Raw genomic sequence first — 12,447 nt, forward strand, 5'->3', positions numbered from 1 at the left:
AAAGCTTCTAATCAACACATTATACACTCTGTTTTTTTTAAAATTTTATTCTACTATTTGTCCTTATTATATATACACGATTTTTAATGGGAAAATTACGTCTTACATGCATGGAAGTAATTCTTCATTTACTTTAGAACATGTATGCAATATTCTTTTGTTTTTTGTTTATATTAATATACTTAATTATTTAAGGTTTAAAACAACTTTACACCTGAAACCAACTTATGTGCTATGACCGCGTTAAGGATTGAAACGGCATCCTTTTTGCATTTTTTTTGCAAAAAGATATAGTTGAAAGCCTGACCGATAGGGAACGCCAAATTTATTATTGTATAATTTACGTTTATGTATTGCTTGTGAGTTTGTAACCTATTATCTTTGTTAATTGAATTTAAACTTATATATGATACAGATTACTTTACCAGATGGAAGTGTAAAATCGTTTAACACGAATTCTACTCCTATGGATGTTGCTAAAAGCATTAGTGAAGGCTTGGCTAGAAATGTTATTTCTGCAAGTTTTAATGGTGAAACAGTTGAAACCGTTACACCTTTAACCACCGATGGTTCTTTGATATTATATACCTGGAATAATGATGAAGGAAAGACTGCTTTCTGGCATTCTAGTGCTCATGTTTTAGCACAAGCTATACAAGATTTATATCCAAATGCTAAATTAACTATAGGACCTGCTATTGATCGTGGATTTTATTATGATGTAGATTTTGGTGACGACGTTTTAACTGAAAAAGATTTTAAAACGGTTGAAAACAAAATGCTGGAAATAGCTAGAGGTAAGTATGACTTTAATATGAGAAGTGCTACTAAAGCAGAAGCCCTAGAATTATATAAAGATAATCCTTTTAAAACTGAATTAATAGAAAATTTAGAGGATGGTACAATTACATTTTGTGATCATTCTACTTTTACAGATTTATGCCGTGGTGGACATATTCCTAATACAGGAATTATTAAAGCCGTTAAAGTATTATCTGTAGCTGGTGCTTACTGGAGAGGAGACGAAACAAAACCTCAATTAACTCGTGTTTATGGTATTAGTTTTCCTAAACAAAAGGAATTAACTGAGTATTTAGCTCTTTTAGAAGAAGCTAAAAAAAGAGATCATAGAAAACTTGGTAAAGAATTAGAGTTGTTTACTTTCTCTCAAAAAGTTGGAGCTGGTTTACCATTATGGTTACCTAAAGGAACTGCCTTACGTGAACGTTTAGAAAACTTTTTAAAAGCTGCACAAAAGAAAGCAGGTTACGAAATGGTTATGAGTCCACACATTGGGCAAAAAGAATTATATGTTACTTCTGGGCACTATGCTAAATATGGAGAAGATAGTTTTCAACCTATAAAAACTCCTAAAGCAGATGAAGAGTTTTTATTGAAACCTATGAACTGTCCTCACCACTGTGAAATATACAACGCTGCGCAATGGTCTTATAAAGATTTACCTAAGCGTTATGCAGAATTTGGTACAGTTTATAGATATGAGCAAAGTGGAGAATTACATGGGTTAACTCGCGTTCGTGGTTTTACACAAGATGATGCACATTTATTTTGTACACCAGACCAATTAGACGAAGAGTTTAAAAATGTAATTGATTTAGTTCTTTATGTTTTTGGTTCGTTAGGGTTTGAAAATTTTACTGCACAAGTATCTTTAAGAGATCCTGAAAATCCTGATAAGTATATAGGTAGTCTTGAAAATTGGGAAAAAGCAGAACAAGCCATTATTAGTGCTGCAAAAGACAAAGGATTGAATTATGTGATTGAAACTGGTGAAGCAGCTTTTTATGGCCCTAAATTAGATTTTATGGTAAAAGATGCTTTAGGTAGACAATGGCAACTAGGAACAATACAAGTAGATTATAATTTACCAGAACGTTTTGACTTAACATACAAAGGAAGTGATAACGAATTACATAGACCTGTAATGATACATCGTGCTCCTTTTGGAAGTATGGAACGTTTTATAGCTATTTTACTAGAGCATACGGGCGGAAATTTCCCATTATGGTTAATGCCAAATCAAGTTTCTATATTAACTCTTAGTGAGAAATATGAAAAATACGGTGAAAAAGTTTTAAATTTGCTAGAAAATCACGAAATTCGCGCACTTGTAGATAACCGTAGTGAAACTATTGGTAAAAAGATTAGAGAAGCAGAAATGAATAAAACTCCTTATATGATTATTATAGGAGAAAATGAAGAGAATGAAAACAAGATATCTGTAAGACAACATGGCGGAGACGATTTAGGCACGATTAGTGTAGAAGAGTTTTCAGAAATTGTTAAAACAGAAATAAATAAAACATTGAAACAATTTTAAATATAACGTTTAACTAAAATTATAAAGTCATAGCAATACGTAGAAAAAGATCAAGAGGACCTTTAAGAGTCATTAAAGAAGACCAACACAAAATCAACTCGAAAATTAGAGCAGAAAAAGTGCGTCTAGTTGGAGAAAATGTTGAAGTTGGTATTTACACAACTAAACAAGCTTTAGCCATAGCTGAAGAGCAGGAACTTGATTTGGTAGAAATTTCACCAAAAGCAGATCCGCCTGTGTGTAAAATTATGGACTATAAAAAGTTTCTTTACGAACAGAAAAAGCGTGATAAAGCTTTAAAGAGTAAAGCGACTAAAGTTGTTATAAAAGAAATTCGTTTTGGACCTCAAACAGATGACCATGATTACGAGTTTAAAAAGAAACACGCAGAAAAGTTTTTAAAAGAAGGTGCTAAATTAAAAGCATTTGTATTTTTTAAAGGACGTTCGATTGTGTTTAAAGAGCAAGGTCAAATTTTATTACTGCGTTTAGCTCAGGACCTAGAAGAACTTGGTAAAGTAGAACAAATGCCAAGATTAGAAGGTAAGAGAATGACAATGTTTATTGCTCCAAAAAAATAAAACAAAAGGTGTTGATATAGCATCAACATAACAAAATTATAAGTGAAATAATTAAAACTAGGAAACAAGATGCCTAAAATGAAAACAAAATCTAGTGCTAAAAAGCGTTTCAAGCTTACTGGTACTGGGAAGATAAAAAGAAAGCACGCGTTTAAGAGTCATATCTTAACAAAGAAATCTAAAAAACGTAAGCTTGCTCTAACGCATAGTACATTAGTACACCCTGCAGATGAGAACAATATTAAAGTAATGATGCGTTTAAAGTAACATTATTTTAATAGGTTAAAAACAAATTAATAACCCTGGAGTTAGGCTAACTAAGATTAAAAACAAGTGTTAAAATTTAACCGCCTACTACAAAACACATTTAAATTATGCCAAGATCAGTAAATTCTGTTGCCAAAAGAGCCAGAAGAAAAAAGGTGCTTAAACAAGCAAAAGGTTACTTTGGAAGACGTAAAAACGTTTGGACAGTAGCAAAAAATGCGGTTGATAAAGCGATGCAATATTCGTACAGAGACCGTAGAGTTAAAAAGAGAACATTTCGTGCATTATGGATCACGCGTATTAACGCTGGAGCTCGTTTACACGGTATGTCTTATTCACAATTTATGGGTAAATTAAAAGCTAATAACATCGAATTAAACCGTAAGGTTTTAGCTGATTTAGCGATGAACCACCCAACTGCTTTTGAAGCAATTGTGAACAAAATTAAATAAAGGCTTTTTGCCAATAAAATAATATCATTTCACTTATATATAAAAAGTCTGACTCTTTCGAGTCAGGCTTTTTTGTTAATATTTATATTAACTTAATATTCTCTTTAAATATTAAACAACAACACTAATTATCTTTAATTAAAAAATATGAATTTATCTCAAGTTAAATTAATTGTTACAGATATGGATGGTACATTGCTAAATTCTAATCATAAGGTTAGTGAGTTGTTTTTTAGCTTATTTAATGAAATAAAATCTCACGACATCTTATTTGTTGCCGCAAGTGGTCGACCATATTATAGTATGATTGATAAACTTTCAAAAATAAAAGACGACATTATAATTGTGTCTGAAAATGGTGGATTGGCAATAAAAAATGATGAATTATTTCTATCTAACCCAATTAAAAAAAACAATTTTAAAGAAATTTGTAATTTAGTTTTAAGTATAGAAAACTCTCTTTCTGTTTTCTGTGCTAAAAATAAAGCTTATATACTAAGCGATTCGACTAAGCTTTTAAATTTTTTAAAAGAGTACTACCCTAATTATAAAGTGATTTTAAATACTTTAGAAATTACAGAACCTATTTACAAAATTGCATTATTTCATGAAGAAAGTTCTGAACGTTTTATATATCCATTTGTAAAACATATAGAAGATCGTTTTAAAGTAAAGGTTAGTGCAAATCATTGGGTTGATATCTCTGAAAACAAAGCAAATAAAGGACACGCACTATCACTTATTCAAAAGAATTATAATATTACTCCTGAAGAAACCATGGTTTTTGGTGATTATAATAATGATATTGAAATGCTAAAACTAGCTAAATATAGCTTTGCTATGAAAAATGCCCATCCAGATGTTAAAGCTGTTGCAAATTTTGAAACTACAAATAATGATAGTTATGGTGTTGAAAGTATTTTACAACAATTACTTAAGGCTAAAAGCAATTATTAAATGCTTTTAATCGCAGAAATTTTACACTTTTCTTCTTTTCCTTTTAATTCTAAATTTCCAATAAATTCTGTAGAATATTTATTTGATAGTTTTAATTCCATAAGTAATGTATTTGAACACAGTAACAGCTCTTTGTACTTATTACATTCTCCTTGAATTCTAGCAGTTGTATTTATTACATCGCCATGGTAAGCTATTTCTTTTTTAATTGTTCCAACTTCTGTAATTATTAGTTTTCCTCCATGTAAACCTGCTTTAAAAACAGGTGCTAAATTGTATTTACTATAATAATATTTTTGCTTCTTTTCGATTCGTTTTTGAAAATGAAAAAATAAATCTACACAATTATTATTTTTAATTCCTTTTTTATATTTCCAACTTAATACGGCTTCGTCTCCAACATATTGATATATTTCTGCATTGTATTTAGAGACAATTCTATTTAAATCGTAAAAGCAATCTTGTATAAACTCGCTATATTTATAATGCCCTAACTCTTCAGCTATTGTAGTTGAGGCTTGCAAATCTAAAAACATAAATATTCTTTTTTCTTCTTTAGGTGTTCTATACTTTCCTATTAAAAAATTAAAGAACATTCCACTACCAAATTTCTCATTAGCTATTTTTATAAATGAGAAAACTATTGAGCAAATTAAAAAATAAGAAACAATTAACCAGAATATTCTACTAGTCTTCCACCAGCCTATTTCTGTTGTTAAATTTAAATTTAATTCGGTTTCTGCAATTGGAAAAACATAATTGAGAGATAAAATAATGCCTATTAAATAAATTACTAGTTTTTCTAGAAGTACTAAAGCTAGAGATAGATTTTTTGATAAAAATTTATCGAATAAAAACTCTACTACGGCAAACAACGAACCTATAAGTAAGCCTAATAAGACACCAAAAAATAGTATATCTGAAATATGATAAACTGTTACAATTACACCTTCCTCTGCTCCTATTGCAAAATATCTAATAAATATAAATAGGCAAAAAGCTAAAATCCAGAATATGACTGTTTGTAATAACAAACGTAAGAATTGAAAAATAAGATTTTTCACGATATTCTAATTAGATATTTCGTCTATAGCGGTTTGAAATTCTTCCCAACTTATTAATTGGTCATCATTTTTATCGTAACCTTCTATTAACTTTGAAGCTACAATACCACGAATAAAACCACTAATTTTTGCTTCTTGTAACAAATCTTTAATTTCTGATTTCGATAATTTTTGATCACCATTATCATCGAAAAAGTTAAATGCTTCTTCTGGTGTTCTAAAATGATTAGTAATTAGTATTTCTATTTTTTTTAAAATATCTTCTTTTGTTGACATGCAATTTGATTTTTTTTAAATGTAAGAAAATATGTTTGAAATTAATATTGTATTTAAATGAAAAAAGGATCACATTCCTGTGACCCTTTTTATAATGATAAAAATTTTAAAAAATTATTCTTTAATTATTCTTTTAGTTACTTCACCAAAATCTGTTTTCATTTTTAATAAATACATTCCATTACTAAATGCTGAAATGTCTATAGTATTAATTTGTTGATTACATGTTTTACTTAATAACACTCTACCGTTTATATCGTAAATAGATAATTGTAAGCTAGAGTTTAAAGTTGTTGCTATATTTATTAAATTATTTGTTGGATTTGGATATATCTTAATATCATCTTCTTTAAAAGACGAAACACTAAGTGTTTCGCTTGCGGTTACTTCATTTGAAATAATATAACAAGTAGACTCTCCGTTTACTAAAACTCTAAATTTTAAGTTAGTAATAGTTTCTAAATTTTGTCCTGAGATTGTTAATGTATTAGTTGTAGAACCAGAAATATCTGGATCTGATAAACTATCATTTAGAGGAGTCCAAATATCTTCGTCTGCATTACTAAATTCCCATTGGTATGATGTTGCATTTGAAGCAGATACAGAAAAAACTACTGAACTATCTCCAGATGAAATAGTTTGGTCTTGTGGTTGCATTGTAATTGTAGGCGCTGCTCCAAGAGGTGATCCTGCTAACCAATTACTAGTTGTTCCTGTTAATGCAAAATTATTTAATGTTCCATTATATGTGTTTGAAGTAGAATCTACTAAAGTTGTTTCAGAAGTGTTATCTACTGTAGCATTACCTTGATTAAATCGGTAATATGCTAATAAATTTGTTTCGTTGTTTTGTAACTCACAATTACCTCTATTATTAACATCTTCTATAAGTAGAGCTGTATTCCATATTCTTACTTCATCAATATCACCATTAAAGTAAACTCCAGGAGTTTTATTACTTGCTCCTAAAACAATATATCCAAAATATTGATTTGAAAAATTTGAATCTGTACCAATCAAAACACCGTCTACATATAATTTTCTTTCTGAGGCATTTGCAATTTCTGTTACGTGATGCCAGTTATTATCGTTATATGTTGTTGTTGATGTAATGTAATGCTCTGAGTTATTATAAACGTAAGATACTAAATTTCCATTTTGTAAATATATTGTTTTGTTAAACCCACCAGAATTTGGTAATCCTGTATCTGAAAAATTAAATATTGTACCATCTGCACTTGATGTTTTAAACCAAAATTCGTGTGTGTAATTATATAATGAAGTAGTAAATTCTCCAATATTTATATTTATATAATCATCAACACCATCAAAATTTAAATGTGTTGCAGGAATTAGCTCATTAATAGTAACTACTATTTCTTCACGCTCACTCTCACAACCATTATCATTTGTACTTGATACCCAATATGAAGTAGAACCAAGTGTTGATGTGTCTGGTGTTGGTGCATTTGCATCTCCCGTTCCACCAATTTCTGTAGTATACCACATTAATCCTGTTCCATTAGCACCTGTAGTTGCTGTTAACTGTGAAGCAGTATCTCCTTGATTGTATATTACTGGTGTTGTAACTGTTGCTTCAGAAGGAATTATTAATCCTGTTGTTATTGGAGAACCTGCCAGCCAATTAGAGGTCGTTCCTGTTAAATTAAAGTTTGTTAAGGTTCCATTATTTCCATTTGAAGTTGCATCTAACAAGCTTGTTTCAGATGAATTATCTGCTGAGTCAAGGCCTTGATTAAATTTATAATATGCAGCTAGACCTACTTCATCTCCTTGTAATTCACAATTTTTTGATGCATTTATTTGATCTTCTGTTCTAGCAATATTCCATATTTTAACTTCATCTATTGACGCATCTACACCTCTATCTGTAAATTGAGGATCACGACCTAAATTTAAGTTAAAACCACTTTCAACAAAATTAATTGAAAGATTATTTGAAGCGACTTCAATACCATCTACATATATTTTTTGAGTAGTACCATCGTACACTCCTGCTATATGATACCAAGTATTTAAACTTATTGTATTTTGTGGAGAGCTTACTTCGTTCCAAGTACCATTACCTAAATTAAAATTAACAACTCCATTACCACCAGCTCTTAACATATAACCGTAATCACCAGTACCATTTTTATTAATTATATTTCCTCCCCATTCAGCTCCTGCAAAACTATTAAATTTAACATAAGCTTCTAAAGTTATAGCATTTCCTGAAATTTGTAAACTTGCACCATTACCACAATTTACATAATCTAAAGCACCTCCAAAATCTAAATTTGTAGCTGGTTGTAAAATAGTTACTACAATTTCTGTACGCTCACTTTCACAACCATTGTCGTTTGTACTAGCTACCCAATAAGAAGTAGAACCAACTGTTGATGTGTCTGGTGTTGGCGCATTTGCATCTCCCATTCCTCCAATTTCTGTAGTGTACCACATTAAACCTGTTCCATTTGCTCCTGTAGTTGCTGTTAATGGAGTTGCCGTATCATCTTGCATATACTCTACAGGAGAAACAACATCTGGTGGAAGTGATACTGTAGTTATTGGTGATCCGGCTAACCAATTTGAAGTTGTTCCTGTTAAAGCAAAATTATTTAACGTTCCATTATTAACATTTCCTGTTATATCGGTTAAAGAAGTTATATTGGTATTTTCGCTTGCATCAATACCTTTATTAAATTGATAATAAGCTATTAAACCTATTTCATTGCATTGTATTTCGCTGCTTTTGGCATTGTTAATTTCTGCAGCAGTTCTCACTACATCCCAAACACGTAATTCATCAATAGAACCACTAAAGTATGAAGTATTAACACCACCAATAGTTAAAGAGCCCATTGGAACTGTGTATACAGCAAATGAAGTGGAATTATCTAAAACTCCATCAATATATAAGCTACCTTGACCATTTGTGTTTATTGAGCTTGTAGAAAATGCGACATGATGCCAAGTATCATCATTAACATTTTGATTAGATGTAAGAATATGACCTCCGTAGCCATGTCTGCTTGTTGTATAAGTTAACTTTCCATTAGTCACTGCTAAATAACTATTATCATAAGCAGAATTACTATGTATAATTATTCCATCAGAATTTGTTTTTATCCAAGCTTCAATTGTAAAGTCTGTAACAGAGCCATAAGTATTTGTTAGTGATACTGAATCATCTATACCATCAAAATTTAAATGTGTTGCAGGACTTGGCTCATATAATGGAAGTGTAGTTTTAGAAACTCTATTATTGCTTAATTCTGCAATGTATAAATCGTTCCCTTTTAGTGCTACATCAATAGGGCCAAATACACTACCTGTTGCTATAGGAGTATTTGAAGGTGTAGTTGCAGTAACATCTATTACACCAATGCGATTTGCAGAATATTCTGCAACATATAGGTTATTACCATAAAATGCAATTCCTCTAGGGTTAGCTAAACCTGTAATTACTGTCGTTAATGCCGGTGTAGTTGTAACATCTATTTTAGATATTCGGCTAGCACCTAATTCTGAAACATAAAGATCATCTCCTTTAATTGCTAAACCATATGGATTTTGTAAACCACTAATATATGTTACAAAACCACCAGATGATAAATCTACTTGTATTATTTCTCCATAATTTGAATTTGTAAAATATAAATAACCATCGTGAACAACTGATCCATAAGAAGTTATAGGAGCAGAATTGCTAACATAAACATTTTGCAAACCTGTATAATTAACAACATTAGCTTTATCTACTATAATAGAGTTTTGATAGCCTAAATATAGATTATCTCCATCCATTGTTAAGGCTACAGGATTATCGTTTGTATAAGTAAGTACTCCTGTTATGCCGGTTCCAGATGTTGTAATATCTTTTATAGATATTCTTTTTATAGAACGCTCTGCTACATATAAATTATCTTCATGGAATGCCAAACTGTAAGGTTGGGAAATTCCTGTTACAACAGGTGTTGTTTGTGCGTAAGAAAAATTAAGGCAAAATATTGCCCATAAAAAAAAGTAGAATTTTAATTTCATAAGATTTAGGTTTGGTTAGAATTAAGGCGCCAAATCTAAATTTTTACCTATAAAATACAAATAAACAGGGACGAAATACAATATCTTGTATTTAAAAGGTTATTTTAATTGTTTAGCAAATGTTCGAGACAGTGGAACTTCTATATTATTTACTAAAACTGAATTTGAAGTAATTCTTTCTATTTTAGACTCATTAACTAAATAAGAACGGTGAGTTTTAATAAACATATTATCGGGAAGTTGCTCTGCAATAGTATTTAAAGATTGCCTAACAGTATATTTTTTAGAATTAGTATGAATATTAATGTAATTACCATCTGCAACTATATAATTAATTGCATCGAACTCTAGTTTAACAGTATCATAACCATCTCTAAACTGCAACGTTTTAATTTGTTTTTTGTGTAATGCTAAATTTATAGATGCTAAAAGATCAACTTTTTTTATTGGTTTGGTTAAATAGGCATCTGGATTTGTTTTTAAAGCTTCGCTCATTGATGCAAAATCGTATTGACCAGTAATAAAAATAACAGTAGCATTTTTATTTTTTAATTTTGAAAGCTCGATACCTGTATTACCACTGTTTAAATTAATATCCATTAAAATAATTTCTGGTAAAAAAGATTCCATTAAACTTAAAGCTGTATTATAGTTGTTAGCAATTTTTATAGTTTTAAAATTCGATTCTTGTAAAATGTCCAAAATAAAATCTGCTATTAAAATTTCGTCTTCTACAATTAGAATTTTTATCTTGTTTTGGTTAGTCATTTTTAAGGTGTTTTTCAAGTACAAATACAAAACCTTCTGTGGTATTAATTTTATACTCTGCTTTTAATTGCCTACAGAGTTTATTTATTAATTTAGGTTGTACTATTTTGCCGGTATTAGCTTTTCCGTTATCAGAATATTTAAGAACCAAAATATCTTGTTCTTGATATAATTCAAAATTTATTTCTTTATAATCCTCTTTTAAAAAAGCATGCTTTATAGAATTGATAAATAACTCTGTAAGTAGTAACCCAAAATACATAGCAATATCATTAGGAATTTCAACTGGTTCACAGTTAAAATTTATAGTTATATGGTTAGCTTTAAAAACATCAAAAAAACTAACTTTTACATCTTCAAGGTAGTTTTGAGCATTAATTTTCTTTTTGTCTGTATTTTTATAAAGATGTTTATGTAGAGTTGAAATGGCTTCTACTTTGGTTAAAATATTTTTTAATTCGAAACCATTAGTGCCTTCTATTTTTTTTAATTGATCTGCTATAAGAATAATTACCAGCTGTAAGTTATTATTAATACGATGATTGGCCTCACTTAACAAAAATTCATTTTCGTATGATAATGCTTGTAATCGCTTATTACTGTGTTTTTCTTTTTTAAAAAAATAAGCTATTAAAATTGTAATAAGTGTAGCTGCTAATAACAATCCAATACTTACATATAACTTGATTTTGTTAGATGCTAAAGCTTTATTTTTATTATCCAGTTCAAGTGTATTTATTTTAATTTGATTTTCTTTATCTGCTAATTTATATTTCGCTTCTAAATTAAATAATAATTCTTCTTTTTTTATTTCGTTATACTTAGTAGTAAGTTCTAATCTATATTTTAAGTATTCGTATGCTTTTTCTGTATTTTTTAATCTAAAATATAGGTTTTGAATATTCTCATTAAAAATTATCTCGTTATATAATAGATTATTTTTTTTTGAAAAATTAGCAGCATGTAAAGCTGTGTTTAATGCTTTTTCTAATTGATTGCTTCTTGCTAATGCCATGATATAACTTATATATGCATCAGCTTCTTGTTGTTGCATATTATTGCTTTTTGCAAATTCAATTATTTCTTCTATATATCGTATTGATGTTTTATAGTCTTTTTTACGTTCGTAAACGCCTGCAATCTCCAATAACGAATAAAACTCGTTATCTTTATCTTTTACTTTTTTGGCTAAATCAAGTGATTTATTAGCATAAAAAAGTGTAGAATCATTGTTTTGATAACGTTCGGTAAATAAGGCTGCTTTTCGGTTGTAGTATTTTACTAGATATTTGTCATTAATTTTATAAGACTTTAAAATTTTTCTAGCCTTATCCAATTCGGTTTCAAACTCAGTCTCTAAAGATCTTTTTCTAAAAAATTCTCCAAGTTTTACATGGTATAAAAACTCTAATTTTTTGTTTTCTAAATTTTTAATCTTTTCAAAGGCATTTATAAAAAAATTATTAGCCTGGTTATAATTTAGCTTAAGTTTGTATACTTCTGCAAGTCCTAGTAATAAGAATATTTCTTGTTCTTTTGTTTTAGGTTTAAGTAAATGCTTATTGTAATAATTAATTGCTTCGTCCAACTTATTTTCTTGAACCAAATTTTCTCCAAAATTTATAATACTATCATTTTGAGATAGTAATACTTGAAAACATAAGAATGAAATAAAAAACAAAAAATACTTCATA

Annotated in this window: 10 protein-coding genes; 5 read left to right on the plus strand and 5 right to left on the minus strand. The window is 29.2% G+C overall.

Features of this window, described 5'->3' with window-relative positions; all coding sequences use genetic code 11:
• Positions 1-406 precede the first annotated feature (406 nt).
• From thrS to CLV86_RS06550, 5 genes are all read left to right on the plus strand, one after another.
• The gene (gene thrS, locus CLV86_RS06530; RefSeq protein ID WP_076733477.1) at positions 407-2,341 is read left to right on the plus strand and encodes a threonine--tRNA ligase; all 1,935 of its coding nucleotides are present in this window, start codon (positions 407-409) and stop codon (positions 2,339-2,341) included.
• Positions 2,342-2,412: 71 nt separating this feature from the next.
• Positions 2,413-2,922, plus strand: a complete 510-nt coding sequence (infC, locus tag CLV86_RS06535) for a translation initiation factor IF-3 (protein WP_076733478.1) — start codon at positions 2,413-2,415, stop codon at positions 2,920-2,922.
• A 69-nt stretch (positions 2,923-2,991) separates the two neighbouring features.
• Positions 2,992-3,189 carry a 50S ribosomal protein L35 gene (rpmI, locus tag CLV86_RS06540; protein WP_076733479.1) on the plus strand — a complete coding sequence of 66 codons (198 nt, stop codon included), beginning with the start codon at positions 2,992-2,994 and terminating at the stop codon, positions 3,187-3,189.
• 107 nt (positions 3,190-3,296) lie between these two features.
• Positions 3,297-3,641, plus strand: a complete 345-nt coding sequence (gene rplT, locus CLV86_RS06545) for a 50S ribosomal protein L20 (RefSeq protein ID WP_076733480.1) — start codon at positions 3,297-3,299, stop codon at positions 3,639-3,641.
• A 147-nt stretch (positions 3,642-3,788) separates the two neighbouring features.
• Positions 3,789-4,598, plus strand: a complete 810-nt coding sequence (locus CLV86_RS06550; RefSeq protein WP_121051025.1) for an HAD family hydrolase — start codon at positions 3,789-3,791, stop codon at positions 4,596-4,598.
• On the opposite strand, the gene CLV86_RS06555 is transcribed toward CLV86_RS06550, so the two are convergent.
• From CLV86_RS06555 to CLV86_RS06575, 5 genes are all read right to left on the minus strand, one after another.
• Positions 4,595-5,662, minus strand: coding sequence for an adenylate/guanylate cyclase domain-containing protein (locus CLV86_RS06555; protein WP_076733482.1), 1,068 nt, complete (start codon positions 5,660-5,662; stop codon positions 4,595-4,597). The genes CLV86_RS06550 and CLV86_RS06555 overlap by 4 nt on opposite strands.
• A 6-nt stretch (positions 5,663-5,668) precedes the next feature.
• Positions 5,669-5,938, minus strand: a complete 270-nt coding sequence (locus tag CLV86_RS06560; RefSeq protein WP_076733483.1) for an EF-hand domain-containing protein — start codon at positions 5,936-5,938, stop codon at positions 5,669-5,671.
• Between the two features lie 114 nt (positions 5,939-6,052).
• Complete coding sequence (locus CLV86_RS06565) at positions 6,053-9,985, minus strand: LamG-like jellyroll fold domain-containing protein (protein WP_121051027.1); 3,933 nt, start codon at positions 9,983-9,985, stop codon at positions 6,053-6,055.
• A gap of 99 nt (positions 9,986-10,084) precedes the next feature.
• Entirely contained in the window at positions 10,085-10,753 is a 669-nt protein-coding gene (locus CLV86_RS06570; RefSeq protein WP_121051029.1) for a LytR/AlgR family response regulator transcription factor, read from the minus strand.
• A complete protein-coding gene (locus tag CLV86_RS06575; RefSeq protein WP_121051031.1) occupies positions 10,746-12,446 on the minus strand; it encodes a tetratricopeptide repeat-containing sensor histidine kinase in 1,701 nt (566 codons plus the stop codon). The genes CLV86_RS06570 and CLV86_RS06575 overlap by 8 nt, the downstream gene beginning before the upstream one ends.
• Between the last annotated feature and the right edge of the window lies 1 nt (position 12,447).

This window comes from Lacinutrix venerupis (assembly GCF_003663945.1).
GTDB lineage: Bacteria > Bacteroidota > Bacteroidia > Flavobacteriales > Flavobacteriaceae > Lacinutrix > Lacinutrix venerupis.

What these genes read in the sequence shown, in the direction of transcription:
- thrS (WP_076733477.1), top strand. Translation starts at nt 407, where the DNA reads ATGATACAGATTACTTTACCAGATGGAAGTGTAAAATCGTTTAACACG.
- rpmI (WP_076733479.1), top strand. Translation starts at nt 2,992, where the DNA reads ATGCCTAAAATGAAAACAAAATCTAGTGCTAAAAAGCGTTTCAAGCTT.
- rplT (WP_076733480.1), top strand. Translation starts at nt 3,297, where the DNA reads ATGCCAAGATCAGTAAATTCTGTTGCCAAAAGAGCCAGAAGAAAAAAG.
- CLV86_RS06550 (WP_121051025.1), top strand. Translation starts at nt 3,789, where the DNA reads ATGAATTTATCTCAAGTTAAATTAATTGTTACAGATATGGATGGTACA.
- CLV86_RS06560 (WP_076733483.1), bottom strand. Translation starts at nt 5,938, where the DNA reads ATGTCAACAAAAGAAGATATTTTAAAAAAAATAGAAATACTAATTACT.
- CLV86_RS06565 (WP_121051027.1), bottom strand. Translation starts at nt 9,985, where the DNA reads ATGAAATTAAAATTCTACTTTTTTTTATGGGCAATATTTTGCCTTAAT.
- CLV86_RS06570 (WP_121051029.1), bottom strand. Translation starts at nt 10,753, where the DNA reads ATGACTAACCAAAACAAGATAAAAATTCTAATTGTAGAAGACGAAATT.
- CLV86_RS06575 (WP_121051031.1), bottom strand. Translation starts at nt 12,446, where the DNA reads ATGAAGTATTTTTTGTTTTTTATTTCATTCTTATGTTTTCAAGTATTA.